This window comes from Ruegeria sp. AM4, assembly GCF_056540665.1.
Genome location: NZ_JBQFXD010000033.1, coordinates 1 through 2,376, shown reverse-complemented (window position 1 = coordinate 2,376; position 2,376 = coordinate 1). Strand labels below are relative to the sequence as shown.

General features: G+C 59.4%; 2 protein-coding genes. One reads left to right on the top strand and one right to left on the bottom strand.

Translation table 11 applies throughout. From position 1 onward, the window contains the following. Nucleotides 1-1,502 (bottom strand): FAD-dependent oxidoreductase (locus ACR0JA_RS23610; protein ID WP_480580399.1); only part of this gene is annotated, 1,502 nt, incomplete at its 3' end. Between the two features lie 87 nt (nucleotides 1,503-1,589). Here ACR0JA_RS23610 and rsmI point away from each other — a divergent pair. Continuing rightward, nucleotides 1,590-2,376, top strand: a 787-nt coding sequence (rsmI, locus tag ACR0JA_RS23605) for a 16S rRNA (cytidine(1402)-2'-O)-methyltransferase (protein ID WP_480580396.1), incomplete at its 3' end; no start/stop codon positions are given.

Sequence of the window (2,376 nt, the reverse complement as noted above, 5' to 3'; positions counted from 1 at the left end):
AACCGGTCTTCGGCCATACGAACGATGGTTGTCTCCAACTCGATCCGGCCCCGCCGGTTCAGCATATGGGTCAGGGTGATCGAGCCGACCTTTTGTGGCATCCGATTGGCGGTTAGCCGATCCAGCAGGGTGTAGGCATCCGGTCCCGAAACCTCGACCTTGGTAAAGGCCGTCACATCCATGATGCCCACGCGTTCGCGCACCGCCTTGACCTCGGCGGCCACCATGTCGTCGGCTGGGGTGCGGCGGAAGGAATAGTGGTCACGCTGTTCCACCCCATCGCGGGCGAACCAACGGGGGCGCTCGAACCCATAAACCTCCTCATGCACCGCGCCCTTGGATTTCAACAACTCATACAGGGGCGATGGCTTGATCGGGCGCCCCGCCAACCGGTTGAAATGCGGAAAGGGGATTTCGTGGCGCAGGCAGTAGTCTTCCTCGGCCTTGATCACCTGCCAGTCCTTGGTGGCATAGCTGCCGAACCGGCGCGGGTCGAATTCTCGCATCGAGATATCGGCGGCCCCATGCACCATCCAGCGCGCCAGCTCACGCGTCAGGCCCGGCCCCCAGCCAATGCCGATCTGCGTGCCGCAGCAGCACCAATAATTCCGCACACCCGGCGCGGGTCCGATCAGGGGGTTGCCATCGGGCGGATGCGAGATCGCGCCATGCACGTCGCGTTGAATGCCCAGTTCGGCAAAGATCGGCATCCGGTTCAGGCTTTCCTCCAGCCACGGCATTACCCGGTCGTAATCCGCATCGAACAGCCAGTTCTCATAGTCCCACGGGCAATGATCGTGCCAGTCGGAATTGGGGTTCTCTTTCTCGTAAATCCCGATCAGTCCGCGTTTTTGCTCCATCCGGATATAGCCCGACACCTTCTTGTCGTCACGGATCACCGGCAACTCTTTTTCCAATGCTTCGAACTCGGGCACCGGTTCGGTCACGAAGTAATGGTGCGTCATTGAAGTCATCGGCAGTATGTTGTTTTTGCCCTGCGAACCGGCAAAATTAACAAGTCGATTGGCCGTGTTGTCGAAGGTGGGACCCAGGACAAAGACGTTCCCGCCAGCGATGCTGGTGTTGTTCGAGAAAGACAGGACATTCACATTGTTGTTTAAAACGGCCAACCCTGCCGAGTTTGCGGCCTGCGCGTAAACCGGACCCAGGATAACCTTTGCACCATCCGCAACGGCCCGTTGGGCCACCTCGGCCGCCGTGTTCGAGCTACCGCGCGTGTCATAAACCCGCAGGTCGATCTGCACATTTTGCAAATCTGCCATGGCCATTCGTGCTGCGTTCTCAAGGCTTCGGGCCAAGGCCGCATCGCCCGAATTGGCTGATCCCGCAGGAACCAGCAGCGCCACAGGCACCGGCTTAGAGGTGTTAATCGATGGCCCTCCGCCCAGTCCTGTTGTCTCACAGGCGGTCAGAAAAGCGGCGGTGGCCAAAACGGCGGCGGTTTTTGCCAGTTTGCGAACGGGCTTGCAAACGGTAAACATCTGAATGAAAACTCCCTGTCCCGGCGACTTGAAAGACGCCATTTTATTAGGTCGCGATAATAAACGTCACGCTGCGAGGGTCCAGCTTTGAATCACCAAAAAGTCAGATTGGGCGCGGGCCTGTATTTTGTCGCCACTCCGATCGGCGCGGCGCGCGATATCACGCTCAGGGCGCTGGATGTGCTGGCCTCGGCTGATGTGGTCGCCGCCGAGGATACCCGTAGCCTTCGGCGCCTGATGGAGATTCACGGTGTGCCGTTGGAGGGGCGGCGCATTCTGGCCTATCACGATCACAGCGGTGCAGGTGCGCGGGGCAAGATCCTGGACGCGCTGGCCGAAGGGAAATCCGTTGCCTATGCCTCTGAGGCCGGGATGCCACTGATTGCTGATCCGGGTTATGATCTGGGGCGTCAGGCGGCTGAGGCCGGTCACATGGTGACCTGTGCGCCCGGGCCATCGGCGGCCTTAATGGCCCTGACACTGGCCGGATTGCCAACGGATGCGTTCTTTTTTGCCGGTTTCTTGCCCAATGCATCGGGCGCGCGCCGGGCACGGATCGAGGCGTTGCGCGACATTCCCGGCACGCTTGTTTTCTACGAATCGCCAAAGCGTGTCGCGGCCTGCCTTTCCGATCTGGCAGATGTATTGGGAGAGTCGCGTCATGCCGCCCTGTGCCGCGAATTGACCAAGAAATTCGAAGAAGTTCGCCGCGGGACGCTGAAAGACCTTGCCGAAGGGGTGCAGGATCAGACAATCAAAGGCGAAATCGTTCTGTTGGTTGATCGGAGCCATTCGGAAACTGTTAACGAATCTGACGTAGAAGAGGCTTTGAAAAGGGCCTTGGAAACCCATTCGGTTCGGGATGCGGCAGATC